Genomic DNA, 25808 nt, shown 5'->3' on the forward strand with positions numbered 1-25808 from the left:
TAAAATTGTTCGCTTTATCGCCTGCCTCTTTCCAACCATGCTTCGGCTGGATATCCTGACTGCAACTGTAAACTTAAAGGGAGACTTCCATGTTTATCGCAATGAACCGTTTTCGCGTCGTTCCGGGTTATGAAGAAACCTTCGAATCCATCTGGCGCGAGCGCAAATCGCACTTGAGCGAATTGCCGGGCTATATCGAATTCCACATGCTGAAAGGCCCGAAGGCGGATGACCACACGCTTTACGCCTCGCACACCGTCTGGGCCACCAAGGAAGATTTCCTGAGCTGGACGAAGTCCGAACAGTTCCGCGCCGCCCACGCCAGAGCCGGTGATAACCGCGGCAAGGTGGAATATCTTTCCGGCCCGCATTTCGAAGGTTTCGACGTCATCATCCACGAAGACAAGAACGGCGAACGCCGCTCGATTGCCGCCTGAGGCCTGCCCATGAGCATTGCAGCCCAAACTATCGATGACCGGCAGGCTCGCGCCGTGGCCGCCCTTGCCGAAAAGCCTGATGGTATCGTCGAAACCATTGCCGCCAAGGCCGAGGTGACGCCTGCCGAAATTCTGGCAATCCTGCCCGAAGGCGCCGCCATCTCTGCTTCCGCCGACCGGTTCGGCGATATCTGGAACGAGATACGCGGCTGGGGCGAAATCCTGATGATCGTGCAAACGCAGGACATCGTGCTGGAAGTACCGGGCGACCTGTCGGAAGGCAGCGAAAGCCACGGCTGGTTCAACGTCCACGGCGACAGCCCCATCGGCGGTCACATCAAGAAGGACAATTGCACCGCAATCACCTTCGTCGATCGCGGCTTCCACGGCCGCCGCTCCTGTTCCGTCTGGTTCATGAATGCAGCCGGCAGCGCCATGTTCAAGATTTTCGTCCGCCGCGACGAAAACAAGGAACTGCGTGGCGATCAGCTGGCGAAGTTCGAAGCGCTGCGCAACGGTTTCCGCGGCTGAGCGAACGGGAAACCGCCGCTGCCGGGAGATTGCTTCCGGCGGCGGTTTCCCTCTCTTACCTACCCCCGGATGCCTCCGCCTGCACCAGCCGCCAAAAATCCGGTTCATCGCCCGTTCAGTGCCGGTTTCTATCATCCGCCGAAATTCGATCGGGATCAGCACGGAGCAAGCACCATGAACGACCGCCAGCCTCTTCTTTCGCGCCGGAATTTCGCCGGGCTTGTCGCGCTTGCGCCGCTTTTTGTGGCGGGTGGCGCTGCGGCCGCACCGGCAAGCCTGCGCGGCAGCGTCTCCTATCGCGAGCGCATCGCCATGCCGCCGGGCGCGACCGTGACGGTGCGCCTGATCGATGTTTCGCTGGCGGATGCGCCGTCGCAGACGATTGCCGAAACCACCATCCGCCCGCGTGGGCAGGTGCCTGTGCCCTTCGTTCTGCGTTATGACGACCGCGATATCCGCGCCCGCCGCTCCTATGCGCTGAGCGCGGAAATCCGCGACGGCGACCGGCTGCTCTTCACCACCACTCGCCGTTATTCCGTTTTGGCCGGCGGGCGTGACGATACCGACCTCGTGCTGGAGCGCGTGGCGGCGGGTCCGGGCAGGCCGGAGCCGGAAGCTGGCCTCGATGGCCGCTGGGTGGTGCAGGAAATTCGCGGCGAACGGGTTCGCGGCCGCCGTGAAGCCACGCTGGAAATCTCCCGCGAGGGCCGCGTTTCCGGCAATGCCGGCTGCAACGGCATCGGCGGCGAGGTGAAGATCAGCCGTAACCGCGTCGATTTCGGCCGGATGATTTCCACCCAGATGGCCTGTGCGCCCGATATCATGCGCCGGGAACGGCAGTTCATCGAAGCGCTGGAAGGCGCCCGTTCCTTCCGGCTGGAGCCGCGCCGCGGCACGCTGGAACTGATCGACGGCCGTGGCCGCCCGGCCATGCGCCTGCGCCGCGCCTGAGGCCGGTAACGACCCCACTGTGACACCTGCCGCCGCCGTGCTGGCCGTGGAACATTCCATGTCGCTTCCGGCACGGCGCGGGGCCTTTTCCCACCTTAAGACTTTGGCTGCGTTCGTCTTGGCGCTTTGCTCCGCCACGGAGCTGCGCTATGGAACGCGCCAACTGCGCCGGTTCATCCGGCTGCGAAGTCTTTGAGGGAAAACGATGACATCCTATGTTCTGACAGTAGCCTGCAAATCGACCCGCGGCATCGTCGCCGCGATTTCCGGTTATCTGGCGGAAAAAGGCTGCAACATCGTCGACAGTTCCCAGTTCGACGACCTCGAGACCGGCAAGTTCTTCATGCGCGTCTCCTTCATCTCCGAAGAGGGCGCGACGATGCAGGCCATCACCGAGGGCTTCCAGCCGGTGGCAGAAAAATTCGGCATGGAAACAAGCATCTATAGCGACGGCCAGCGCATGAAGACGCTTCTGATGGTGTCGCGCTTCGGCCATTGCCTCAACGACCTGCTCTACCGCTGGAAGATCGGAGCGCTGCCTATCGATATCGTCGGCGTCGTCTCCAACCACTTCGAATATCAGAAAGTGGTGGTCAACCACGACATCCCCTTCCACCACATCAAGGTGACAAAGGAGAACAAGCCGAAGGCCGAAGGGCAGCTGATGGATCTCATCGAGACGAGTGGCACGGAACTGGTGGTGCTGGCGCGTTACATGCAGGTGCTGTCCGACGACATGTGCCGCAAGATGTCGGGAAAGATCATCAATATCCATCATTCCTTCCTGCCGTCCTTCAAGGGCGCCAACCCCTACAAGCAGGCCTATGATCGCGGCGTGAAGCTGATCGGCGCAACCGCGCATTACGTCACCGGCGATCTCGATGAAGGCCCGATCATCGAGCAGGACACCGTGCGCGTCACCCACGCGCAATCGGCCGAGGACTACGTCTCTCTCGGCCGCGACGTGGAAAGCCAGGTGCTGGCCCGTGCCATCCATGCCCATATCCACCACCGCACCTTCATCAACGGCAACCGCACCGTGGTCTTCCCGCCAAGCCCGGGCAGCTATGCCTCCGAGCGGATGGGGTGACGGGTCCGTCATTGACGAAACGACAACCATAGTTTACATTCTGCCATGTTCACGATCCGGGAAACAATCGAGTTTGCCGATTGGCTGGCGGGTCTGCGCGATGTGCAGACGCGTGCCCGCATCGCACGACGTATTTACCGGCTCGCAGATGGAAATCCCGGTGATGTGAAGCCGGTCGGCGAAGGCGTCAGCGAGCTCAAGATCGATCTTGGACCCGGATATCGGGTCTATTTCGTCCGGCACGGCGATGTCGTCATCATATTGCTTTGTGGTGGCGACAAGGCGTCTCAGGCACGCGATATTGCCAAGGCCAAAAAACTGGCCAGGGCGCTCAAGGAGTAATATCATGCCACTTGTGACACGCGACTACGATGCGGCCCGCTACCTCGATAGTAACGAAGCGCTTGCGGTTTACATCGCGGACGCCACCGAGAGCGGCGACGCACAGGAACTTGCGCATGCCTTGGGCGTCGTGGCGCGCGCCAAGGGCATGACCGACCTTTCAAGACAAACCGGCCTTCCGCGCCAGACTTTATACAAGGCACTGAGCGGCGAAGGAAATCCGGAACTGGCGACAATTGCCAAGGTGGCCGATGCGCTTGGCTACAGGCTCGCTCTTATTGCGAAATCGCAAACCGAGACGGCCGCCTGATCCGACGGCAAGCTACCCCGCCGCCTTTTCCGCGATGGCAAACACCACCCGCGCCCTCAGCCCGCGTCCGCCCGCGCCATCCTCCAGCGTGAGCCGCCCGCCGAACAGGCCCGCTATCTCCTCGACGATGGCAAGGCCGAGGCCTGCACCGGGGGCGGCGTTGGTTTCGCCGCGCGCGAAGCGCTGGCGCACCATGGCGCGTTTGTCGGTGGGGATGCCGGGGCCGTTGTCTTCCACCTCGAGCCAGGTGTCGCCCGCCTCCGCGCCGACGCGCACGGTGACTTCTGCGCCGCGCCCGGCATAGTTGACGGCATTGCCGACGAGATTGCCGATCAGCTCGCCGATCAGAAGCGGTTCAGCGAGAATGGTGGCCTCACCTTCGCCTTCGAAACCGAGGTCGATGCCGGCGTCTGCCGCACGCGGCACGAAGTCGGCCGTCACGTTCTGCGCCACCGCCACAAGATCGATTGCGGAAAAATCGTGCTTTTCGCTGGAACCCGCCGCATCGATATTGGCCATGCGCAGCAGCTGGGCGAGAATATGTTCGGCGTGGGCCACCGAAGCGCCGCCCTTCAGCGCCGCCGCCTGCGCCTCCTCAAGACTTGCAGCGCGGGCGGAAAGTGCAAGCTGGGTGCTGATGATGGCAAGCGGCGTGCGCAATTGATGGCTGGCATTGCCGGTGAAATGCCGGAGCGCATCAAGCGCCGATTGCAGCCGCACCATGAAGGAATTGACCGTTTCCACCAGGTTTTCCACCTCAACCGGCACGGATTGCCGGATCGGATGCAGGTCGTTGGGGCTGCGCTCGGCAATGGCTTCGCTGAGGCGGTAAAGCGGCCGCAGCGAAATCGTCACCGCGATCCAGACGATGATCGCCGCGCCCAAGATCATCAGCAGCAGCCGCAGCGCGGAGCGCAGGATGATGGCCTGCGCGAGCTGGCTGCGAGCTATCGTGGTCTCGGCAACCGTGACGGAAAACGGCACGGAATTGATGCCGGTGGAGGCAAAACGGCGGATGGCGGCGATGCGGATAGGCTCGTCGCGAAACACCGCATCCCTGTAGGCGGGCGTGTCGCCGGCCGGGTTCTCCACCGTCGGCAGGTTCTGGTAGCCGGTGAGGAATTGCCCATTCGGCCCATCGACGCGGTAAAACACCCGGTCCTGTGCGGCGGAGGTGAGCATTTCCAGCGCGACATAGGGAATGTCGACCTCCAGCGAACCGTCCTCGGCCACCACCACCCGCTCGGCGATGGCGAGTGCGGAACCGGACAGCACCCGGTCGGAGACGACATTGGCGGTATTGACCGCCTCGCGCCAGGTATCGGTCAGCGCGACGCAGCCGATGATGGCAGTGGAGATGAGAAGCCAGCCGAGCAGCCGTCGCCGCAGCGAATAGGCGGCCTGTCTCATTCAGCCATCTCCGGCAGCTTTTCCAGATAATAACCGATGCCGCGCGCCGTCTTCACCGTCAGCCCGTGGGGGCCGAGCCGCTTGCGCAACCGGCTGACATATTGCTCGATGGCGTTGCCCGAAATCTCGTCGTCGAAACCGGTCAGCGATTGCACGATCGCCTCCTTGGCGACGACCTTGCCCGCCCGCATGAACAGCACTTCGAGCAGCGCCACCTCACGCGCCGGAATATCAAGCGGGCGGCCGTCGGCCGAAAAGGTGCGCGATGTCAGATCGAACAGGACCTTGCCAAAACTGAGCGCAGACGAGCGCAGGCCGGCATTGCGGCGCAGCAGCACCCGCACCCTCGCCTCGAATTCGGTGATGTCGAAAGGCTTGATCATGTAGTCGTCGGCGCCGAGATCGAGCCCCTTGACCTTTTCCTCCGGCGTGCCGCGCGCCGTCAGGATCAGCACCGCCGCCTTGTCCTGCCGCGAACGCATGGAGCGCAGCACCTCGATGCCATCCATTTCCGGCAGGTTGAGATCGAGTATCACGAGATCGAAATTTTCCGCCGCAATCGCCGCATCGGCGGAAGCGCCGTCTGAAACGACGTCCACCGCGTAGCCGCTGCCGCGCAGAAGTGCGCACAGCCCTTCCGACAGCACCTGATTGTCCTCGACCAGCAAAATCCGCAATTCTTCCTCCCGCAACATTGCCGAGCTTATCCAAGCCCTTGGCGCTTGTGAATGGCAAGCGCGTGCGGCATGATCTTTTCCATGCGTATCGCCGTTTTTCTCTGTCTCTGTCTTTGCATGGCCTCACCGGCGCTTGCACAAGTCGCCGTTTTTCCGGCCCCATCAGGCAAGGCGGATGCGGAAACACTGGTGGTCTATTCCTCGCTGGACGAACCGCTGGCGACGCCGATGATCGAGGGTTTCCAGAAGGCCAATCCCGATATCACCGTCCACTACGAGGATATGCTGACGGGCGAAATCTACGACCGCATCGTCAAGGAAACCGATGCCGGCAAAAAGACCGCCGATTTCGCCTTTTCCTCCGCCATGGATTTGCAGGTGAAGCTGAGCAATGACGGTTACGCCCAGCGCTCCGATCTTGCCATGAGCGCCCGCTGGCCGGCCTGGGCGAACTGGCGCAACACCGCCTATGCGCTGACTTTCGAGCCTGCGGTTTTCGTCTATCACAAGCCAAGCTTCACCACCGAAACACCGCCCGCCACCCGCGCCGAATTCGTCGACTACCTCGAACGCCATGCGAAAGAGGTGCATGGCCGCATCGCCACCTATGATATCGAGCGTTCCGGCGTCGGCTTCCTGTTCATGTCGCGGGATCAGGAGCAGTTCGGCGATATATGGAGCGTCATCAAGGCCATGGGTGCGGCGGGCGTGAAGGTCTATTCCACCTCCTCGGCCATTCTGGAGCGCGTCTCCGACGGACGCTTCGTGCTGGGCTACAATATTCTCGGCTCCTATGCCGCCGACTGGGCCTCGCGCCACCCGGATGTCGGCATCGTTCTGCCCAAAGACTATACCGTGGTCATGTCGCGCATCGGGCTGGTGCCGGAAGCCGCCGCCAACCCGGCGCTTGGCCGCCGTTACCTCGAATTCTTCATGTCCAAGGACGGCCAGACGATCATGGCTCGGCAATTGCAGATCCCGGCCGTCAGCCCGGAAGTGGCGGGCGAAAACACCGCCAACACCATGCAGGCCATCCACGGCGCACAGTTGCGCCCCGTTCCCGTCAGCCCCGGCCTGATGGTCTATCTGGATCAGGTCAAGCGCAGCCGCCTGATCGAACGCTGGAACGAGGCGTTGCGCTCGCAATAACGCCAATACTGGACGCCCGACACAAATTAATAGAGAGTAAATGCGCAAGGACTTGCGCAGCGTCAGTTAGATGACAGCTTTTTATGATGCTCTGCAATCCTTCTTCATTCCGTGGAGGCGGAAGAAGATGCGGGAGGAAATCCAGGACGATCACCAAGGCCCCGCGCTGACTTCAGCGCCGGAAAAGATGCGTCCTGCAGGCCCCCCGCATAAACGAAAAACGACGCCCAAAAGGGCATCCTGAGGAGGGTTTTCTAAGTGAAACATTTTCTTATCGGCACATTTCTGGCGGGCGTGATCGCGCTTCCCGCAGTTGCAGCGGATTACACCATCATTGCGCCGGCCAATCCCGGCGGCGGCTGGGACCAGACCGCGCGTTCGTTGCAGACCGTGCTGCAGGAAGAAGGCATTTCCAAGAGCGTTCAGGTGCAGAACGTACCGGGCGCCGGCGGCACCATCGGCCTTGCGCAGTTCGCCAGCCAGCAGAAGGGCAACCCGAACGCCCTCATCGTCGGCGGTTACGTCATGGTCGGCGCGATCCTCACCAACAAGGCGCCCGTTACCCTCAACGAAGTAACGCCGATTGCCCGCCTGACCGGCGAATATGAGGCGATCGTCGTTCCGGCATCCTCGCCGCTGAAGACCATCGGCGACCTCGTTGACCAGCTCAAGAAGGACCCGGGCAGCGTTTCCTGGGGCGGCGGCTCGGCCGGCGGCACCGACCATATCGCTGTTGGCCTGATCGCCAAGGCGGCCGGCGTCGATCCGACCAAGATCAACTACATCGCCTATTCCGGCGGCGGCGAAGCGCTTGCCTCGATCCTCGGCTCGCAGGTCACAGCCGGCATTTCGAGCTACGGCGAATTCGAAAGCCAGGTCAAGGCCGGCACGCTGCGCCTGCTGGCCGTTTCCAGCGAAGAGAAGCTGGAAGGCATCGACGCGCCGACGCTGAAGGAAAGCGGCCTTGATGTCGTCGTCCAGAACTGGCGCATGGTCGCCGCTCCTCCCGGCCTGACGCCGGAACAGGAAAAGGCCGTCAGCGCCGACATCGAGAAGCTGGCGAAATCCGCCAAGTGGCAGGAAACCCTGAAGACCAAGAGCTGGATGGACACCTATCTTTCCGGTGACGAGTTCAAGGCGCAGCTTGCCAAAGACACTGCCGCCACCGAAACGATCCTCAAAGACATCGGGCTGGTAAAATGAGCCAGGGTTCCAACCCTTCACAACCTCAAAAGCGCCGCCCTGACTGGGCGGCGCTGGCGATTGCCGTCTTCCTCGTCCTCATTGCCTGCGTGATCTTCTGGGACAGCGCCCGTCTGGCCAGCGTCACCGGTTATTCGCCGGTCGGTCCGGCGACGGTGCCTTACGCCATCGGCTTCTGTCTTGTCGGCCTGGCGCTCTGGACCGCTGTCGAAGCGTGGCGCGGCGATTTTCCCGAACGCGACAGGCAGGAAATCGCCCCGGTCATTTGGGTCGTAGCCGGCCTTGCCGCGCAGATGCTGCTGCTCAAGGTAGCCGGTTTCTCCATTGCCACCGGCCTGCTTTTTGCCTTTACGGCGCGCGCCTTCGGCAAACGCAAGCTCTGGTATTCGATCCCCATCGGCATCGTCCTGAGCTTCGCCATCTGGATCATCTTCGCGCGGCTGCTGCAGCTTTCGTTGCCCGCCGGGCCTCTGGAACGGCTGTTTTTCTAACAGCCATTCCGACCAAAATTCGAGATCACAGAACCGCCGGCACGCGATGACGCCCACGCCAGCCGTTCCGCCCGACAGGGGGAAATCTGTCCATGAGTACCTTTGAATTCCTGCTGCACGGTCTTGAGGTTGCCGCCCAACCCATGAACCTGCTCTATGCGCTGATCGGCGTCACACTAGGCACGGCCGTCGGCGTTCTGCCCGGCATCGGGCCGGCGCTCACCGTGGCGCTGCTTCTGCCCGTCACCTACAGGCTCGATCCCGCCGGTTCGCTCATCATGTTCGCCGGCATCTATTATGGCGGCATGTATGGCGGATCGACCACCTCGATCCTGCTCAATACCCCGGGCGAAAGCGCCTCTATCGTCACCGCGCTCGAAGGCAACAAGATGGCCCGTGCGGGCCGCGGCGGCCCGGCATTGGCCACCGCCGCCATCGGTTCCTTTGTGGCGGGCCTCATCGCCACCATCGCGCTTGCCTTTGTTGCACCCTTTATCGTCAAGCTGGCGCTGGTTTTCGGCCCGCGTGAATATTTCGCGCTGATGGTGCTCGCCTTCGTCACCGTGTCCTCCGCTTTCGGGGATTCGGCGCTGCGCGGCCTCACCTCGCTGTTCATCGGCTTTGCCCTTGCCATCGTCGGCATCGACCAGCTGACCGGCCAGACGCGCATGAGCTTCGGCATTCCGGACCTGCTCGATGGCGTTGAGGTGACCACGCTTGCCGTCGCCATGTTCGCTATCGGCGAAACCCTGTTCATTGTCGCGCAGGGCCAGAGCGGCGACGAGAAGGTCGAAGCCGTCAAGGGATCGGTCTGGATGAGTGCGCAGGACTGGGCGCGCTCCTGGAAACCCTGGCTGCGCGGCACATTGATCGGCTTTCCCATCGGCGCCATGCCTGCCGGCGGCGCTGAAATCGGCACCTTCCTTTCCTATGCCACCGAAAAGCGGCTCAGCAAGCACCCGGAAGAATTCGGCCACGGCGCCATCGAAGGTGTGGCCGGACCGGAAGCCGCCAACAATGCGTCCGCTGCCGGTACGCTCGTGCCGCTCTTGACGCTCGGCCTGCCGACGACGGCAACCGCTGCCATCATGCTCGCAGGCTTCCAGCAGTTCGGCCTTCAGCCCGGCCCGCTGCTGTTCGCCACCAATCCGCAGCTCGTCTGGGGCCTGATCGCCAGCCTGTTCATCGCCAATCTGATGCTGCTGGTGCTCAACCTGCCGCTCGTCGGCCTTTGGGTAAAGCTGCTGACCATTCCGAAACCCTGGCTCTACGCGGGTATTCTGCTGTTCGCGACGCTCGGCACCATCGGCGCCAACCCATCCGTGTTCGAACTCGGCATGCTGCTCGCTTTCGGCATCCTCGGCTATATCATGCGCATCTTCGGTTATCCGATCGCGCCTGCCGTGGTCGGCCTCATCCTCGGCCCGCTTGCGGAACAGCAGCTTCGCCGCGCACTCGCCATCGGCCAGGGCGATCCGACGGTGCTGCTCACCTCCCCCATCGCCGTCGGCCTGTTTCTCGTCGCAGCGGCCGCCTTCGTCGTACCCCTCATCATGCGTGTCCGCGGCCGTGGCGAAGTGCTGTCGCAGTTGGCCGCCAACGAGGACTGACACAACACAGCCTCCAAAGGCGACTGGCCCCGTATCCTCGGATGCGGGGCTTTTTTTATTCAACCGCAAAGTGGCGTTATGGCGCAGGCGCTGCCATGATATAATTCCGGTCCAAACGCAGGAGAAAGACATGCGCAAGATCGCGATCATGATGGTTATGGCCCTCGCCGGCTGCACCACCGCCGCACCGGATGTGGAACCCATTCCCGGCAGCATCACCTATGGCGGACAGCCCCGCACCAAACTGACCAAGTCCCCCATCGGCAGCACGCTCAGCAGCGAATTCGTCATGGGCGACGGCCGGCTTGCGATTGAAACCTATCGTGTGCAGCCGGATCGGTCGCTGAAACTGGAAAGACGCCAAATCGTCGGCGACTGGCCGCCAGATTGAGGCAAGTAAGGACGTTGATGCACCCAGCTGCAACTGACTACCCCTTCCGTCATACCGGCCTTGGGCCGCGCAGAATTTTCATCACCACTGTCCCTAGCGTGGAACAGGGCGCGAGGCCCGGGCGTTAAACGACGGACTTTTTCCCAAGCGGCATTCCGTCCGCAACTTCAGGAGACATCGATGAAGACGCACAAGACGAAGAACGACCTGCCTTCCAACGCCAAGTCGACGGTGATCGGCATTCTGAACGAGACGCTGGCTTCGGTGATCGATCTTGCGCTTGCAACCAAGCAGGCGCACTGGAACCTGAAGGGCCCGCAATTCATCGCTGTCCACGAACTTCTCGACGGCTTCCGCACCCAGCTCGATGATCACGGCGATACCATTGCCGAACGTGTCGTGCAGCTTGGCGGCACGGCGCTCGGCAGCCTGCAATCCGTCTCCTCGACGACGAAGCTCAAGGCCTATCCGACCGACATCTACAAGATCCACGACCATCTCGACGCGTTGATCGAACGTTACGGTGACGTGGCGAACATGATACGCAAGGCGATCGACGATTCCGACGAGGCCGGCGACCCGACGACGGCGGACATCTTCACCGCCGCCTCGCGCGATCTCGACAAGGCGCTGTGGTTCCTCGAAGCACATGTTCAGGAAAAGAGCTGAGCCGGAACAGGCTCAACTCACCTGCAAACGACAAAGCGCCCGGACGAACCGGGCGCTTTTATTTTATTCAGCCATCAATGCCGCCGTAAAACGGCAAGCCCGATGTCCCGCAGCATCTCGTGATCGAGAATGCCGCGCTGGGCGCTGCGGATGAGAACCGCAGCGCACTCATTGGCGACATGGCTGCTGCGATCTTGAAGGCACTCGAAACATACGCCGTCGAAAATATTCTGCAGATCGGCGATCTGCTGGGGCGACAATTGCGCGCCGACTCTTTCAAAAGCTGCATACGACAAGGCTCATCCTCCCGATGATGACATGCCAAGTATCGTTTCTTTTTTTCGTGGGCATTAAATTTGTACACCCGAACGAATCACTTGTCGAATCAGATTTTAACCAAATGTAAACAGGTAATTTTCTGGTCTCCCGGCCGGCTGTGATCCCTTTGGGATGGAAATAAAGGTCAGCCGAAACAATGCCTTCGTTCGGCATGCCTCTGCCTTGGGCCACATCGCCCCGGCCGCTTCGCATAAAGCCACGGGGCCAAACCGATTTCCACCGAAACCGCAAAAGAAACTGTTGCATTCCAAAATCGATTGAGCGATATAGCACCCGTCGCCGCACTTCAGGTGACCCGCGGTCCAGCGAACTACCCCGGACCAGCGGTTTTGAGCGGGTGTAGCTCAGGGGTAGAGCACAACCTTGCCAAGGTTGGGGTCGAGGGTTCAAATCCCTTCGCCCGCTCCAGTTTCCCGGATCAGACAGATAAATTTGCGGCGGCGGCTTTTCACAAAAGATTGCCTTCGCAAGATTGACGCGCCTTCCCGTCTCGGAATGCGCTGCGGCGCTCCCGCAAAAACACAAAACCGGGAGAGATTTACCCCTCCCGGCTATCTTTATTGTCAGGCGGCCTCGTCCCACACGGGTGCGAGCCCATCCGGCGAGACGATGCGGCCATCCGGCCTGGCAAGACCACGGATTGCGGCCATTTCATCGGCCGACAGGGTGAAATCGAAGATCGCGATGTTCTCATCGACGCGGGCTTCGCTGACCGTTTTCGAAAGCGCCACCACGCCCTGCTGCTGCACCAGCCAGCGCAGCACCACCTGCGCCACCGACTTGCCCCGGCTTGCGGCGATATCCTTCAGCACCGGATCGGCAAAGACCTTGCCGTCCGCCATGCCGTAATAACCCGTGACCGACATGCCGGCAGCCTTCGCCGCCGCAACGACCGGGTCTTGGTCGATATAGGGATGATATTCGATCTGGTTGGTGACGATCGGCGCGTGTGACAGACTGACCGCCTCGGCCATCAGCGCCGTGTTGAAGTTGGAAACGCCGATATGGCGAACCTTGCCGGCCTGCTGGACCTCGTTCAGCGCACCGATCTGCTCGGCAAGCGTCACCGCCTCGTTCGGCCAGTGCAAAAGCAGGAGATCGACATAATCGGTCTTCAGCTTCGCGAGACTGTCATCGACGGACGCAAGAAACGCATCGTGCCTGTAGTTCTCCACCCAGACCTTGGTGGTCAGGAAGATATCGCCACGCGCCACGCCGGAACTGGCGATGGCCTCGCCCACTTCGGCCTCGTTGCCGTAAATCTGCGCGGTATCGATATGGCGAAAACCGGCTTTCAGCGCATGCGGAACGATCCGCAGAACATCGGGACCGGGAATACGGAATGTGCCGAAGCCGAGCGCCGGGATCGAAGCACCGTTCGCGGTTACATCAAACATATATTTTATCCTTCGTGGGTTGCCCGGCCAGCCTTGCTGGCAATGGCCGGGATTTTATATGGAAAGCTCAGGCGGTTTTCAGCGTGAGCGCGGCGCGGCGGTCGAGCGCGCTGCTCCAGAGGGTGAGCATAAGGGCGATGGTGACGAGGATCGCGCCGACCCAGGGGGTTGCGGCGAGGCCCATCGGCGATTCCACCACCACACCGCCGAGCCATGCGCCGATGGCGATGCCGAGATTGAAGGCGGCGATATTGAGCGCCGATGCGACATCGACAGCGCCGGGGCGGTGTTCCTTGGCCAGCTGCACGACGTAAAGCTGCAGGCCGGGAACATTGGCGAAGGAGAGGAAACCGAGCGCCACCAGCGTGATCAGCGTCAGAACCGGCGAAACGGCGGTGAAGGAAAAGACCAAGAGCACGATGGCCTGCGCCAGGAAAAGGCCGACCAACGCCTTGACCGGGTTATGGTTGGCGATCTTGCCGCCACCGATATTACCGGCAGCGATGGCGATGCCGTAGAGCACAAGGATCAGGCCGACGCTGGATTCAGAGAAGCCGGTGACGTCCTGAAGGATCGGCGCCAGAAAGGTGAAGGCGACGAAGGTGCCGCCGTAGCCGAGCGCGGTCATGGCGAAGACGAGGAGCAGCCGGCCGGAACCCAGCACGCGGAACTGGTCGAGAAGGCTTGCTGGCGGTGCTTTCTTCAGCGTTCCCGGCAACAGGGCCAAGATGCCGGCAAAGGCGACGACACCGAGAGCCGCAACCGCCCAGAAGGTGGCGCGCCAGCCGAAGATCTGCCCGATATAGGTGCCGATCGGCACACCGGTCACGATAGCGACGGTCAGGCCCATGAACATCATGGCGATGGCCGAGCCACGGCGATTTTCCGGCACGAGATCGGCAGCGATGGTGGAGCCAACGGAGAAGAAGACGCCATGGGCGAAGGAGGTAAGCACCCGCGCCACCAGAAGCGCCTCATAGCTCGGCGACACGGCAGCGACGGCATTGCCGACGGTGAACAGCGCCATCAGACCGAGCAGCAGCGGCTTTCTCTCGATCTTGCCGGTCAGCGCAGTCAGGATCGGCGCGCCGAAAGTGACACCCAACGCATAGACGCTGACGATGAGGCCGGCAAGCGGCAGGGTGATATGGAGATCGTTGGCGACCGTCGGCAGAAGGCCGACAATGACGAACTCCGTGGTCCCGATCGCGTAAGCCGCGATCGTCAAGGCAAATATGGCCAATGGCATGATGAATACCTCTTCGCCCGGAGCGGGGTCGCGGGCGTTCTGGGCAGCAGGCGCTGCCCGGTTGGATCAAATGTATGAACGCAATATGGGCGAAGGGGACTTGCATGATAATCGGCAAGATTGGATAAAGGCCTTTGAATTGATTTCACAGGTGGATGCGGCGATGGACAATCGGGCCGGCGAAATGGAAGTCTTCGTGGCGGCGGCGGAACTCGGCAGTTTTTCCGCTGCCGGACGCAGGCTGAAACTTTCACCCTCGGCGGTGAGCAAACTCGTCACCCGCATCGAAGACCGGCTCGGCACCCGCCTTCTTGCCCGCTCCACCCGCCTCGTAAGGCTGACGCCGGAGGGAGAAATCTATCTTTCGCGGGTAAGGCGCATTCTGGCCGACATAGCCGAGACGGAGCAGATCGTGGCGAGCGGCGGCAAGGTGGTGCCGCGCGGCCTGTTGCGCGTCAACGCCACGCTGGGCTTCGGCGAATGTTATCTCCTGCCGCTCGCGCCGGAATTTTTAACGCTTTATCCGGAAATCGAGCTGGATATTTCCCTGACCGACGGCGTCATCAGCCTGATCGAGGAACGCACCGATATCGCGATCCGCTCCGGCGCGATGGGCGATTCGTCCCTGAAGGCGAGAAAGCTGAAAGAGGTCCGCCGGGTCATCGTCGCCTCCCCCGCCTATATCGAAAAACACGGCATGCCGGAAGCGCCGCAGGATCTGGCGCATCACAATTGCTTCAACTTCAATTTCAGCCGCAGCCTCAACGAATGGCCCTTCCGCGACCCCGGCTCGACGGAAATCTACCGCCTTCCCGTGACCGGCAACGTCTCGGTCAATAGCGGCATGGCGATGCGCAGGCTCTGCCTGACCGGCTTTGGGCTGGGCAGGGTCGGCGAGTTTCATATCGAGCAGGATATCAAGGCCGGTTTGCTCGTTCGGGTGCTGGAAGACCATAACCCCGAGGACATGGAGGTTATCCATGCCGTTTATGCCGGCCACGAGCATCTGGCCGCCCGCGTGCGGGCTTTCATCGATTTTGTCGCGGCAAGGGTTGGGCGATAGCCCGGCCGGGGCCGGACCGCATCAGACCGTGCTGTGCACCAGTTTCGCCAGCCAATCGACAAAAACCCGGACCTTGTTGGTGACGTGCCGTGTCTGCGGATAGACCACATAGATCGGCATGGCTTCGCGACGCCATTCGGGCAGAACCGGCACCAGCTCGCCCCGCGCCAAGGCATCCTTGACCATGAAAATCGGCAACTGCACGATGCCCATGCCCGCAAGCGCCGCGTTGAGATAGGTGCGGCTGTCATTGACGGACACGACATAGTTCGGGGTAAGCTCGACGCTGCGAATCCCGTTATCGAAGGAGATCGGCATGATCTGGCCTGAGGTCGCATTGAGATAGCCCACGGAATAATGGCCGTTCTCCAGATCCTCCGGTTTTTCGGGCATGCCGAAGTTTTCAATGTAGAGAGGCGCGGCGAATGTTTCGAACTGAAACTCGCCGACTTTACGAGCGATCAGCGACTGATCGCGCAACACGCCGACCCGGAGCGCGCAGTCGACATTCTCCGCGATATAATCGACCAGACGGTCGCCAACCCCGAGATCGAGACGGATTTGCGGATAGCGCTGGTAAAATTCGCAAAGATGTGGGATAACCACAAGGTCTGCGAAGACCCCGGCCATTTCCACCCGCAACCGGCCGGATGGCTGCACCTGCGCGCTGGACATACTGCCGTCCAGCTCTTCGATTTCCGACAAAATCTGTGAGGCCCGCTCATAATAGAGAGCGCCATCCGTTGTCAGCATCACCCGGCGCGTCGTTCGGTTGAGAAGAGTAGTCTGCAGATGCGCCTCCAGCGCCTGCACCATATTGGTGACTGTGGTCTTTGGCATGTTCAACGTGTTCGCGGCGCGGCTGAAATTGCCGGTTTCGACGACACGCGTGAACACTCGCATGGCAGAAAGCTGATCCATCTATCTATTATCCGTGTTTTTGGAATAGTGTTTTCATTTTGACGTACTTGATCGTTTTCTCCCGAACAATAATATGAATTTCAGATTTTGCAAATATGGTGAGCCGCCTGATGGTGGCGCACGGGACCGGATCAGATGAAAACGCACTGGGAAAATATCGAAAGCTGTGGGGGGTCCGCATCCCAGCTCTCGGTGCGCCGATATGAAAGCTCCGGCCTGTGCAGCCACCCTCCCGTGGTGCTTTATTTGCGTGGCGGCTCGTTTCTGGAAGAGGGCGGCAATTGCCCGGAGCTTCCAGTGGCCCGCGCGCTCGCGGAAAGCGGCGCAATCGTCGTCGAAGCCGACTATAGCAAGTCGTCCGGCAACGAATTCCCGATGGTGATCGATTGCGCCTTCGAAGCGCTCGATCATCTGAGCAGGGATCGAAAGCATTATGGCGGCGCGAAATCGCTGCTGTTCGTGGCCGGCGAAGAGGCTGGCGGCAATGTGGCGGCGGGACTTGCGCTGAAGGCCCGTGACCGCATGCCGGGCAAGCTTGCCGGACAAATACTTCTGTCGCCCATGATCGACCCGATGATGACGACGGAGTCCTTCCGCGACGCGGACAGGATCGGCATGCGTCAGCGCTGGGCGGATGGCTGGAGCCATTACCTAGCTACGGCCTGCGGGTTTTTCCACCCCTATGCCGCGCCGTGTCAGTGCACGCGACTGAACCGGGTGGCGCCGGCGCTGATCTTTACCGCCGAGGACGACCCTCTGCGCGACGAGACGGTCAATTATGCCGGGCGGCTCATCGCCTCCGGTGTCAGCGTCCGGCAGCATGTTTTCCCCGCCAGCGTCGGCTGGACGGGGCTTTATCAAGGAAAGGGCGGCGGATGGGTCTCATCCGTCTGCTCGGAGTTCAAGACCTTCGCTGACCAGTTGAAACACTGAATACCGCATTATTGAGAAACTGACCGGCTCCTGATCCGAGCCAAGGAGAAACCCATGACGCCGAACAACAAGCGCCGGGCCCTGACGGGCGCCGGTATCGGACTTGTCTTGTCCGTTGCAGCTGCCGCGCTGATTTTCGACCTGCCCACCAGCCGCGATGCGACGGCCGCTTCCACGCCGGCCGAAACGCCTGCGATCCCCGTCACCGTCGCCAAGGTGGAAAGCCGCGACGTCATGCGCTGGGAAGAGTTTTCCGGCCGCCTCGAAGCCGTAGACCGGGTGCAGATCCGCTCCCGCGTCGCCGGCCAGATCAAGGCCGTGCATTTCCGCGAAGGCGCGCTGGTGAAGGAAGGCGACGCCCTCTTCACCATCGACCCGGCCCCCTATCAGGCTGCGGTTTTGGGCGCTGAAGCCCAGGTCGCATCCGCCGAAGCCAAGGTTAGCCTTGCCAGGACGGAACTCGACCGTGGCCGCAGGCTTTCCGACAACCGCACGATCTCCCAGAGCGATCTCGACCAGCGTCAAAGCTCGTTTGCGGATGCCGAAGCCCAGCTTCGCGCCGCCCGCGCCGCGCTGACGACGGCCCAGCTCGATCTCGGCTACACCGAAATCATCGCGCCGGTTTCCGGCAAGGTCGGCAGGATCGAAATCACCGCCGGCAACCTCGTCGCGGCCGGCTCGACATCGCCTGCCCTCACGACACTGGTTTCGGTCAACCCGATCTATGCCAGCTTCAACGCCAGCGAAGGAACGGTAGCTAAGGCGCTTTCCGAACTGCCGAAGACGACCGACGCGCTGCCCGCACTCGAACAGATCCCGGTGGAAATCGGCACGCTTTCGGATGAAGGCACGCCGATCAAGGGCACCCTGCACCTGATCGACAACCAGGTCGATTCCGCCAGCGGCACCATTGGTGTGCGCGCAGTCTTCGAGAACCCTGATGGCAGGCTCATTCCCGGCCAGTTCGTGCGGGTGCGCATGGGTGAGCCGAAGCCGGAAAACCGCATCGTCATCAGCGACCGCGCCATCGGCACGGATCAGGACAAGCGGTTCGTCTTCGTGGTCGATGCCGAAAACAAGGTGAGCTACCGCCAGATCAAGCCCGGCGCACCGGCCGACGGCCAACGTATCATCGATAGCGGTCTTGCCGCCGGCGATACGATCGTCGTCAACGGTCTGCAGCGCATTCGTCCCGGTGCGGTCATCGCGCCGCAGGCGGAAGACAAGGTCGCCGCCTCGCAATAGTTCCGTCCCGCCTCCGGCGAGACGCATTTCACACAGAACCGGCCCTGGCCGGCGGCCATGATGCCGCCGGAACGGTCCTTGCATTTCCAAATCTACCCGGAGAGGGGACTGGATATGAATATTTCCAGATTTTTTGTCGATAGGCCGGTGTTCGCCGGTGTTCTTTCGATCCTGATCGTGGTGGCAGGCCTTCTTGGCATGCGCGCCCTGCCGATTTCCGAATATCCGGAAGTCGTTCCGCCATCCGTCGTTGTCCGCGCCACCTATCCCGGCGCGAACCCGGCCGTTATCGCTGAAACCGTCGCCACGCCGCTTGAAGAACAGATCAACGGCGTCGAGGACATGCTCTACATGGGCAGCCAGGCGACATCGGACGGCGTGCTGACGCTGACGGTCACCTTCAAGCTCGGCACCGACCCCGACAAGGCGCAGCAGCTGGTGCAGAACCGCGTTTCGCAGGCCGAACCGCGCCTGCCGGCGGAAGTTCGCGCCCTCGGCATCACCACCGTCAAAAGCTCGCCCGACTTCATCATGGTCGTCAATCTGGTGTCGAAAACCGATGCCTATGACATCACCTATCTGCGCAACTATGCAACGCTGAACGTCAAGGACAGGCTTGCCCGCATCGAAGGTGTGGGCCAGGTGCAGGTCTTCGGCGCCGGTGATTATTCCATGCGCGTCTGGCTCGATCCGCAGAAAGTCGCCGAGCACGATCTCGCCGCCAGCGACGTCTCGGATGCCATCCGCCAGCAGAACGTACAGGCAGCAGCCGGCGTTATCGGCGCCTCGCCGAGCCCCAACGGCGTCGATCTTCAGCTCAACGTCAATGCCCAGGGCCGTCTGACGACGCCGGAGGAATTCGGCAACATCATCGTCAAGAGCGGCGCGAACGGCCAGATCACCCGTCTTCGCGATGTCGCCCGCATCGAACTCGGCGCGGCCGATTACACGCTGCGCTCGCTGCTCGACGGCGAACCCGCAGTGGCGGTCGCCGTATTGCAGGCCCCCGGCTCGAACGCCATCGAAATCGCCGACAATGTCCGTGCCACCATGGACAATCTTCAGTTGGCGATGCCGGATGGCGTGAAATACGAAATCGTCTACGACACGACGAAGTTCGTTCGCTCCTCCATCGAAAAGGTCGTTGATACGCTCCTCGAGGCCGTTGGCCTCGTGGTGCTGGTGGTCATCATCTTCCTCCAGACATGGCGCGCCTCGATCATTCCGCTGATTGCCGTCCCGGTCTCGATCATCGGCACCTTCGCCGTCATGTATGCCTTCGGTTTTTCCATCAACGCGTTGACCCTGTTCGGCCTCGTGCTGGCCATCGGCATCGTGGTGGACGACGCCATCGTGGTGGTGGAAAACGTCGAGCGAAACATCGAAAGCGGGCTATCGCCGCGTGACGCCACCTATAAGGCCATGCGCGAGGTCTCCGGGCCGATCATCGCAATCGCGCTGGTTCTGGTCGCCGTCTTCGTGCCCTTGGCCTTTATCTCCGGCCTTTCCGGCCAGTTCTACCGGCAGTTCGCGCTGACCATCGCCATCTCCACCGTCATTTCGGCGATCAATTCGCTGACGCTTTCGCCAGCCCTTGCAGCCCTGCTGCTGAAGGAACACGGCGCGCCGAAAGACTGGCTGACCCGTTTCATGGACCGGATTTTCGGCTGGTTCTTCCGTGGCTTCAACCGCGCCTTCGGTGCCGCTTCCAACGGCTACGGCAAAACCGTGGGCGGGCTGGTGACGCGCAAGAGCCTGGTGATGATGGTCTATATGGCGTTGGTCGCGGCCACCTACAGCATGTTCAGCATGGTCCCCAGCGGGTTTGTGCCGGCGCAGGACAAGCAGTATCTGATCGGCTTCGCCCAGCTTCCGGACGGCGCAACGCTTGACCGCACGGAAAGCGTCATCAAGCGGATGAGCAAGATCGCCATGGACCAGCCGGGTGTCAGCCACGCCATCGCCTTCCCCGGTCTGTCGATCAACGGCTTCACCATCGGCTCCAATTCCGGCATCGTCTTTGCGGTTCTCGACGACTTCGAAAACCGCAAGACGCCGGAACTGTCAGGCGGCGCCATCGCCATGCAGCTGAACCAGAAGTTTGCCGGCATTCAGGATGCCTTCATCGCCATGTTCCCGCCGCCGCCGGTCAACGGTCTCGGCCAGACGGGCGGCTTCAAGCTGCAAATCGAGGACCGCGCCGGTTACGGCTACCAAGCCCTTGACGAAGCGGCCAAGGCGGTCATCGCCAAGGCATATCAGACGCCGGAGCTGGCAGGCATTTTCTCCAGCTTCCAGATCAACGTGCCGCAGCTCTTCGCCGATGTCGATCGCGCCAAGGCCGAGCAGCTGGGCGTTTCGGTCAGCGACGTCTTCCAGACGCTGCAGATTTATCTGGGCTCGCTTTACGTCAACGACTTCAACGCCTTCGGGCGAACATACAGCGTGCGTGTGCAGGCAGACGCCCAATTCCGCGCCCATGCGGAAGATATCGGCCGCCTGAAGGTACGCTCGTCCACCGGTCAGATGATCCCGCTTTCCACGCTGCTGAAGGTGGATGCGACGACGGGACCGGAGCGCACCAACCGTTATAACGGCTTCCTTGCAGCCGATATCAACGGCGGACCGGCACCGGGTTACTCCTCCGGACAGGCGCAGGCAGCGATCGAGAAAATCCTTGCCGAGAACCTGCCCGCCGGGATCGATTACGAATGGACGGACCTGACCTACCAGCAGATCCTCGCCGGCAATTCCAGCCTCGTGGTCTTCCCGCTGGCGCTGCTATTGGTCTATCTCGTGCTGGCTGCGCAATATGAAAGCCTCACATTGCCGATCGCCATCATTCTGATCGTGCCACTTGGTGTATTGGCGGCCCTGACAGGCGTATGGCTGACAGGAGGGGACAACAACATCTTTACGCAGATCGGCCTTGTCGTCCTTGTCGGCCTCTCGGCGAAGAACGCGATCCTGATCGTGGAATTCGCCCGAGAGCTGGAATTCGAGGGACGAACGCCGCTTCAGGCGGCAGTCGAGGCAAGCCGCCTTCGCCTTCGCCCGATCCTGATGACCTCCCTCGCCTTCATCATGGGCGTGGTGCCGCTGGTCGTCTCCACCGGAGCGGGTGCGGAAATGCGTGCGGCCATGGGTGTCGCAGTATTCTCCGGCATGATCGGGGTGACGTTCTTCGGCATCTTCATGACACCGGTGTTCTACGTGCTGGTGCGCAAGCTGTCGGGCAACCGTCCCCTCATCCAGCACAAGCAGGAAGAACCGGCCAATTCGGACTACAAGCTCGAAAAGGCCGGCTGAAACCACTACTCCCATCCACCGCAACCTTCGACGCAAGCCCGCCGCGCATCACCCGATGCGCGGCGTTTTTGTTGGGAAAAACATCGATGTGCATCGCCTGAAATAGAATCCGTTTCAATGACTTAAGCGCCAACAACATAGATGTTTCGTCGCAATAAATGCATTTGATATGAACTATATCTTCATAGACTAATAGAAACGCAAAGAAACAATGCTATTTTATGCTTTATATTTTGTGGTAGCTTCAATCACAAGGTGATTCGGACTAAATGATTTAGTTCAGGGGTGGCATATGGAGCAGGAATACGAAAACTGGGCAACAACCGTTGCCTATTCGATAGTGATGCATGAAGGTCTGGATCTGGCGCTTGCCGCGCAAAATCTGGACAGGGGCAAGACCAGAAACAACCGTGAGCGGCTGATGGAAGCCATTCGCACGTCGTTGCTGGAGGCCCGTTCGCGCAGCCATCTGGTGGCGGCGTAGCAGCTATCAACTCTGTCTGCCGTGTCCGATGCTGCCGGAGGATCAGGCCGGAAGCAGATCGGTCCGGATTGCGGCTTTCAGCGGCAGGTGGTCCGAGGCGATACGCGCCAGCGCACTGTCATGCGCTTCCACCTGCTCGATCAGCCCCTCGCGATTGGCGATGATCCTGTCCAGCGCCAGCACCGGCAGGTTGGATGGAAAACTTGGCACTGCGGGCGGCAAGACGCCGAAAGCGTCCCTCAGTGTATTGAGCGACGAGCCGTTGCCGAGACGCCATTCGTTGAGGTCTCCCATAAGGATGGTCGCGCATTCGTTACGCGCTTCCAGGAGGCCGATAAGCGCCTTTGCCTGCTGGGCACGGGAATGTCTCAAAAGACCGAAATGCGCGGCGATGATGCGCAGCGTGCCGCCGCTTTTCAGATCCAGTTCCACGACGAGCGCGCCGCGCGGCTCCAGCCCCGGCAATTTCAGCGTATGGACGTCGCGCACCGCGCCTTCCCTAAACAGCACGACATTGCCGTGCCATCCATGCGCCTTCACGCCCGCCTGCACCGGCACGGGAATGAGCCCGCTTTCCCGCTCCAGCCGGGTCAGATCGAGCAAGCCCGTGCGCTCGCCGAAACGGCTGTCCGCCTCCTGCAACGCGATGATATCCGCGCCGATTTCCTGAATGACGCGGCTGGTGCGGTCCGGATCGAACTTGCGGTCGCGGCCCACGCATTTATGCACATTATAGGAAGCGATAACGGGAAAGGAATGTTCTCTCTTCGCCTGCTCCGCATTCTGCCGTTGACGACGGTCGCGCAGCGACTGCATGACGAAGGCGGGCAGACTGCTGTTCTTCGCCAGGGCCGTTTTTTCGCTGTCCAGCAAGCCGTTTTTCTTCACGCTGCAATGTCTCCGGTCAGATTAAAACTGGCAGAGCGTCGTTCAATGCGTCCTTTCGGAAGCACGGCGCTCTAAAGATAGGGCGAAGCAAGCCACAGGACACGCTCCACGAAACGGACAACGAATGGCCGCGCATTCAGTTCGCTAAGCCGGACGGGCAAGGCGGTTGCACGCGCATCCCGGATGCGGTCCCCGATCGTGGCGGCGAATTCATGATCCATAACTTCAAGGTCGATCTCGAAGTTCAGCCGCAGCGAACGCGGATCGAGATTGGAAGAACCGATATAGCTCCAGCATCCGTCGATCACCAGAAGCTTGGAATGGTTGAAAGCCCCTGTCGCCCGCCAGATGCGGCAGTAGTTCTTCAGCATCTGGTCGAATTGCGCCGTCATCGCCCTGTCCACGAGCACCAGATTGTTGCTTTGCGGCACGATGATATCCACCACGACCCCGCGCCTCGCTGCGGTAATGAGTGCCGAAATAAGCTCTCGATCAGGGAGAAAATAGGGCGACATGATGAGAATGGAGGAACGGGCGATGGAAAACGCACCCATCAGCATCTTGTGACTGGTCTCGATGCTCCTGTCCGGTCCCGAGGATGAAACGCGCGCGACGATCTGCGAGCCCGGCACGCCATCGGGAATGGCGATATCCCAAACCGGCGTATCCAGAAGCTCCCCGGTCGTGAAACGCCAGTCCTCCGCCGCTATGGAGAAAAAATCCGACACCACCGGTCCGGTGATCTTGAAATGGGTGTCGTGCGACTGTTTTTCCGCGTCGAATTCCAGGCAGAAACCCTCGCGGATATTCATGCCGCCGCTAAAGGCGATGCGCCCGTCCACCACCAGGATCTTGCGGTGAGTGCGCAAATTCGCATAGGGCAGCCGCAGCCCCATGATGACATTGCCGTTGAAGACATCTGCAATGATGCCCTTTTCCCTGAGCGTCGGCAGGATGCTCGGCACGGAGTAACGCGCGCCCACCGCATCCACCAGCACCCGCACCTCCACACCCCGGAATTTCGCGCTTTCGAGTGCCTTAACGAAGCGGGCGCCGATCCTGTCATTGTCGAAAATATATGTTTCGAGGATGATCGACCGCTTCGCCTCCCCGATCGCCTCCAGCATGGCGGCATAGGCCACGTCGCCGGTGACAAGCGGCTCGATGCCGTTTCCTGTTGTCAGCGCATGGCGCGTCACCCGGTCGCCCAGCGTCTTCATCGCCTCGAAACGGCGTCCGAACCGCTCGGCGATCACCTCGCCGCTCGCATCCAGACGCGCCACGCGATCCATGATCTCGTCCTGCATGAAGGAGCGCTGCTGCGTGATGTTGGACCGGCGAATGCGGTTGATGCCGGCAATGGCATAGATGACCGCGCCGACGATGGGCGAAAGAACGATGACGCCCACCCAGCCAAGTGCGGAGCGGACCTCCTCCTTCGTCATCGTGGCATGCACGGCCGCCACGGTTCCCATCAAAATGGAAAGGACGGCAAGGATATGAGGCCAATAGGCAATGACGAGATCGAGCATGGTGCAACTATAGGGCATCGGGCCGAAAAGTGTAACGCGGTTTTCGGAAAACCCGATGCGTAAACAAAAAGCTAGGGCAGTCCGCCGATCCCGCCATGACGCCCGCCACCGGGGAAGAACGGCCCACGCGCTGCCCTTCCTCTTGCGGGACGGACCCTTGCGGGATTAACGGTGGAAAGTGACGGTGCGATATGTCATGAGAGCGCATCTTGATCTTTAGGCAGGGGCACTTGCGGCTTCTGCGGCGTTTGAAAGCAAGAAGGCCGTGATGCAGGAAAATACACAGGGCGCCGTCATCGTCATTTCCAGCCACGTCATGCGTGGATCGGTCGGCAACAGGGCCGCGGTCTTCGCGCTGGAGACCCTCGGTTATCCGGTATGGGCGGTGCCCACCATCGTTTTGCCCTGGCACCCCGGCCATGGCCCATCCACGCGGATGCGCTTTCAGGACGACGACTTCGACAAGGCCATGACCGACCTTGAAAACGCGAAGTGGATCGGTGAGGTCAAAGCCGTTCTGACCGGTTATTTCGGCAGCGCCGCACAGGTCCGTTCTGTCGCAAGGCTGATCCGCAATCTCAGAGAGAAAAACCCGGCGCTCGTTTACGCCTGCGATCCTGTCATGGGCGACATGGGCGGGCTATACATTCCGGTCGAGACCGCCGAAGCCATCCGCGACGAACTCATTCCGCTCGCCTCGGTCGCGACGCCGAACCGTTACGAACTGGCATGGATGAGCGGCGCGGAGCTTGAGACCAACAACGCCATCATGGACGCCGCGCTCTCCCTCGGCCCCTCGAAAATGCTGGTCACATCAGCCGTGCCGATGATGGCGGGCGGCACCGGCAATCTTTATCTGAGCGGCCGGCACGCGCTGCTTGCGGAACACCGCGCCATAGACGACGCACCGAACGGTCTCGGCGACCTGATGGCGGCGCTGTTCCTCGCCCGGCTGCTGGAAGGCCTGGACGACGAAAAGGCGCTGCAACTGGCCACCGCCAGCGTGTTCGAAATTCTGGCGCGAACCAAAAAACGCGGCAAGAACGAATTGACGCTGGAGACCGACGCTTCAAGTCTCTCCACACCTATGGCCATGGTGCAGATGCGTCATCTCTTGCATCCTTCACGCAGCAAGCGCAAATAGCGCCTTTAAGGAATGGTCTTCAACGCGCCAGGTTCGCTTCCTG

General features: G+C 61.2%; 26 protein-coding genes and 1 tRNA gene. 19 read left to right on the top strand and 8 right to left on the bottom strand.

The genetic code is table 11. The features are described 5' to 3' along the window. Nucleotides 1-89 precede the first annotated feature (89 nt). The 6 genes from QSK43_RS22575 (at nucleotide 90) to QSK43_RS22600 (ending at nucleotide 3661) form a co-directional block, all read left to right on the top strand. Nucleotides 90-437 (top strand): antibiotic biosynthesis monooxygenase family protein, encoded by a 348-nt coding sequence (locus tag QSK43_RS22575; RefSeq protein ID WP_045017746.1) that lies wholly within the window; start codon nucleotides 90-92, stop codon nucleotides 435-437. Nucleotides 438-446: 9 nt separating this feature from the next. Beyond that, complete coding sequence (gene hutX, locus QSK43_RS22580; protein ID WP_332305359.1) at nucleotides 447-968, top strand: heme utilization cystosolic carrier protein HutX; 522 nt, start codon at nucleotides 447-449, stop codon at nucleotides 966-968. 174 nt (nucleotides 969-1142) lie between these two features. Next, nucleotides 1143-1919 carry a YbaY family lipoprotein gene (locus QSK43_RS22585; protein ID WP_332305360.1) on the top strand — a complete coding sequence of 259 codons (777 nt, stop codon included), beginning with the start codon at nucleotides 1143-1145 and terminating at the stop codon, nucleotides 1917-1919. Nucleotides 1920-2124: 205 nt separating this feature from the next. Next, nucleotides 2125-3009, top strand: coding sequence for a formyltetrahydrofolate deformylase (gene purU, locus QSK43_RS22590; protein ID WP_045023447.1), 885 nt, complete (start codon nucleotides 2125-2127; stop codon nucleotides 3007-3009). Nucleotides 3010-3054: 45 nt separating this feature from the next. Further along, entirely contained in the window at nucleotides 3055-3351 is a 297-nt protein-coding gene (locus QSK43_RS22595; protein ID WP_332305361.1) for a type II toxin-antitoxin system RelE/ParE family toxin, read from the top strand. Between the two features lie 4 nt (nucleotides 3352-3355). Beyond that, on the top strand, nucleotides 3356-3661 hold the full coding sequence (locus QSK43_RS22600; protein ID WP_332305362.1) for an addiction module antidote protein: 306 nt from the start codon (nucleotides 3356-3358) through the stop codon (nucleotides 3659-3661). Nucleotides 3662-3673: 12 nt separating this feature from the next. On the opposite strand, the gene QSK43_RS22605 is transcribed toward QSK43_RS22600, so the two are convergent. Beyond that, nucleotides 3674-5071, bottom strand: coding sequence for a sensor histidine kinase (locus QSK43_RS22605; protein ID WP_332305363.1), 1398 nt, complete (start codon nucleotides 5069-5071; stop codon nucleotides 3674-3676). Next, entirely contained in the window at nucleotides 5068-5748 is a 681-nt protein-coding gene (locus QSK43_RS22610) for a response regulator (protein WP_045023627.1), read from the bottom strand. Before QSK43_RS22610 ends, QSK43_RS22605 begins: the two co-directional genes overlap by 4 nt. 69 nt (nucleotides 5749-5817) lie before the next feature. On the opposite strand from QSK43_RS22610, the gene QSK43_RS22615 reads away from it, so the two are divergent. The 6 genes from QSK43_RS22615 to dps all read left to right on the top strand — a co-directional run bounded on the left by QSK43_RS22615 (nucleotide 5818) and on the right by dps (nucleotide 11261). Then, nucleotides 5818-6897: an ABC transporter substrate-binding protein gene (locus QSK43_RS22615; protein WP_332305420.1), complete on the top strand. Its 1080-nt coding sequence runs from the start codon at nucleotides 5818-5820 to the stop codon at nucleotides 6895-6897. A 258-nt stretch (nucleotides 6898-7155) separates the two neighbouring features. Continuing rightward, nucleotides 7156-8100, top strand: coding sequence for a Bug family tripartite tricarboxylate transporter substrate binding protein (locus tag QSK43_RS22620; protein WP_045023441.1), 945 nt, complete (start codon nucleotides 7156-7158; stop codon nucleotides 8098-8100). After that, on the top strand, nucleotides 8097-8591 hold the full coding sequence (locus QSK43_RS22625) for a tripartite tricarboxylate transporter TctB family protein (protein WP_332305364.1): 495 nt from the start codon (nucleotides 8097-8099) through the stop codon (nucleotides 8589-8591). The genes QSK43_RS22620 and QSK43_RS22625 overlap by 4 nt, the downstream gene beginning before the upstream one ends. Before the next feature lie 92 nt (nucleotides 8592-8683). Next, complete coding sequence (locus QSK43_RS22630) at nucleotides 8684-10201, top strand: tripartite tricarboxylate transporter permease (protein ID WP_332305365.1); 1518 nt, start codon at nucleotides 8684-8686, stop codon at nucleotides 10199-10201. A 130-nt stretch (nucleotides 10202-10331) separates the two neighbouring features. Continuing rightward, nucleotides 10332-10592, top strand: a complete 261-nt coding sequence (locus tag QSK43_RS22635) for a hypothetical protein (RefSeq protein WP_332305366.1) — start codon at nucleotides 10332-10334, stop codon at nucleotides 10590-10592. A gap of 180 nt (nucleotides 10593-10772) precedes the next feature. Then, the gene (gene dps / locus QSK43_RS22640) at nucleotides 10773-11261 is read left to right on the top strand and encodes a DNA starvation/stationary phase protection protein Dps (RefSeq protein ID WP_045023435.1); all 489 of its coding nucleotides are present in this window, start codon (nucleotides 10773-10775) and stop codon (nucleotides 11259-11261) included. 74 nt (nucleotides 11262-11335) lie between these two features. Here dps and QSK43_RS22645 read toward each other — a convergent pair whose 3' ends face one another. After that, a complete protein-coding gene (locus QSK43_RS22645; protein ID WP_045023434.1) occupies nucleotides 11336-11557 on the bottom strand; it encodes a hypothetical protein in 222 nt (73 codons plus the stop codon). A gap of 376 nt (nucleotides 11558-11933) precedes the next feature. Between QSK43_RS22645 and QSK43_RS22650 the strand changes: the two genes are divergently transcribed. After that, nucleotides 11934-12008, top strand: a tRNA-Gly gene (locus QSK43_RS22650). A 155-nt stretch (nucleotides 12009-12163) separates the two neighbouring features. Here QSK43_RS22650 and QSK43_RS22655 read toward each other — a convergent pair. Further along, a complete protein-coding gene (locus tag QSK43_RS22655; protein WP_332305367.1) occupies nucleotides 12164-12997 on the bottom strand; it encodes an aldo/keto reductase in 834 nt (277 codons plus the stop codon). Between the two features lie 67 nt (nucleotides 12998-13064). Next, complete coding sequence (locus QSK43_RS22660) at nucleotides 13065-14246, bottom strand: MFS transporter (protein WP_332305368.1); 1182 nt, start codon at nucleotides 14244-14246, stop codon at nucleotides 13065-13067. Between the two features lie 163 nt (nucleotides 14247-14409). Here QSK43_RS22660 and QSK43_RS22665 point away from each other — a divergent pair, with 163 nt between their 5' ends. Next, complete coding sequence (locus QSK43_RS22665; protein ID WP_332305369.1) at nucleotides 14410-15309, top strand: LysR family transcriptional regulator; 900 nt, start codon at nucleotides 14410-14412, stop codon at nucleotides 15307-15309. Between the two features lie 21 nt (nucleotides 15310-15330). On the opposite strand, the gene QSK43_RS22670 is transcribed toward QSK43_RS22665, so the two are convergent. Then, nucleotides 15331-16230 carry a LysR family transcriptional regulator gene (locus QSK43_RS22670; RefSeq protein ID WP_045023431.1) on the bottom strand — a complete coding sequence of 300 codons (900 nt, stop codon included), beginning with the start codon at nucleotides 16228-16230 and terminating at the stop codon, nucleotides 15331-15333. A gap of 135 nt (nucleotides 16231-16365) precedes the next feature. On the opposite strand from QSK43_RS22670, the gene QSK43_RS22675 reads away from it, so the two are divergent. From QSK43_RS22675 to QSK43_RS22690, 4 genes are all read left to right on the top strand, one after another. Beyond that, nucleotides 16366-17163 carry an alpha/beta hydrolase gene (locus QSK43_RS22675; protein ID WP_332305370.1) on the top strand — a complete coding sequence of 266 codons (798 nt, stop codon included), beginning with the start codon at nucleotides 16366-16368 and terminating at the stop codon, nucleotides 17161-17163. A 54-nt stretch (nucleotides 17164-17217) separates the two neighbouring features. Beyond that, nucleotides 17218-18408 (top strand): efflux RND transporter periplasmic adaptor subunit, encoded by a 1191-nt coding sequence (locus QSK43_RS22680; protein WP_332305371.1) that lies wholly within the window; start codon nucleotides 17218-17220, stop codon nucleotides 18406-18408. Between the two features lie 114 nt (nucleotides 18409-18522). Continuing rightward, entirely contained in the window at nucleotides 18523-21717 is a 3195-nt protein-coding gene (locus tag QSK43_RS22685; RefSeq protein ID WP_332305372.1) for an efflux RND transporter permease subunit, read from the top strand. A 292-nt stretch (nucleotides 21718-22009) separates the two neighbouring features. Beyond that, a complete protein-coding gene (locus tag QSK43_RS22690; protein ID WP_332305373.1) occupies nucleotides 22010-22201 on the top strand; it encodes a hypothetical protein in 192 nt (63 codons plus the stop codon). A 42-nt stretch (nucleotides 22202-22243) separates the two neighbouring features. On the opposite strand, the gene QSK43_RS22695 is transcribed toward QSK43_RS22690, so the two are convergent. After that, nucleotides 22244-23089, bottom strand: coding sequence for an endonuclease/exonuclease/phosphatase family protein (locus QSK43_RS22695; RefSeq protein WP_332305374.1), 846 nt, complete (start codon nucleotides 23087-23089; stop codon nucleotides 22244-22246). 71 nt (nucleotides 23090-23160) lie between these two features. Further along, the gene (locus QSK43_RS22700) at nucleotides 23161-24621 is read right to left on the bottom strand and encodes a phospholipase D-like domain-containing protein (protein WP_045023622.1); all 1461 of its coding nucleotides are present in this window, start codon (nucleotides 24619-24621) and stop codon (nucleotides 23161-23163) included. A gap of 268 nt (nucleotides 24622-24889) precedes the next feature. Here QSK43_RS22700 and pdxY point away from each other — a divergent pair, with 268 nt between their 5' ends. After that, on the top strand, nucleotides 24890-25765 hold the full coding sequence (gene pdxY, locus QSK43_RS22705) for a pyridoxal kinase PdxY (RefSeq protein WP_045023419.1): 876 nt from the start codon (nucleotides 24890-24892) through the stop codon (nucleotides 25763-25765). The last annotated feature ends 43 nt before the right edge of the window (nucleotides 25766-25808 follow it).

This window comes from Rhizobium sp. GR12, from assembly GCF_036596185.1.
Classification (GTDB): domain Bacteria; phylum Pseudomonadota; class Alphaproteobacteria; order Rhizobiales; family Rhizobiaceae; genus Agrobacterium; species Agrobacterium nepotum.